General features: G+C 65.0%; 1 protein-coding gene. It reads right to left on the bottom strand.

The window, feature by feature from the left end; translation table 11 throughout:
- Positions 1-152: 152 nt before the first annotated feature.
- Positions 153-620 (bottom strand): hypothetical protein (locus J0A65_RS25110; RefSeq protein ID WP_206596948.1); only part of this gene is annotated, 468 nt, incomplete at its 5' end.

The raw sequence follows: 620 nt of genomic DNA, 5'->3' as shown, positions 1-620 counted from the left end.
ATCCAGCTGCGCGGTGCTGATCTGTCCCTTGTTGATCAGTATCTGGCCGAGTCGAGAGTTGACGTGCTGGGACATGACGGGCTACCAAGTGTGTGATGGCATGGTGGAATCATGGGTGTGACATCCCTGTCTGTCACCCAACCAAAGATAGGCTACCCCGCAGTCGATCCCGTGGCCGCGGGTTGTTCCTCTACGGGCGCGGCAGGTGCTGTTTCCTCTGTTTCGATAAGTGCCATCAGCGTCCAGCCCGTGCCGGGTGTGAAGGCCAGCGGCTGGGTGGCGATGTGCAGCCAGCCGTTGGGGGCGCGGGCCAGCAGCAGGGTCGCGCGTTTGCCGTACAGCGCAGTGTAGGCATCCCAGTCGAAGGTCTCGCTCAGGGTGGTACTGCGGACCTCGTCGCCACGGGCCAGCCGGCTGGCGAATTGAGGATAGCTCAGCGCCTGGCTGCCGATCGCCGTGCCCCGTACTTCATCGCTGCTGCGATGCTTGTCGCTGCGCCTGCCGTCGGCGCTGGTGGGCAGGGTGAAGCGCCGGTTCCTCGGGAAGTCATGGCGGAAATGCATGCAGGCCAGGGCGTTCAGCTCCGCCGACGGCGCCAGTGCCAGCAGGTGGCCGAGGCC

This window comes from Bowmanella yangjiangensis (genome assembly GCF_017255015.1).
GTDB lineage: Bacteria > Pseudomonadota > Gammaproteobacteria > Enterobacterales > Alteromonadaceae > Bowmanella > Bowmanella yangjiangensis.
The sequence above is the reverse complement of the archived record's forward strand: the minus strand, read 5'-3'. Positions and strand labels throughout refer to the sequence as shown.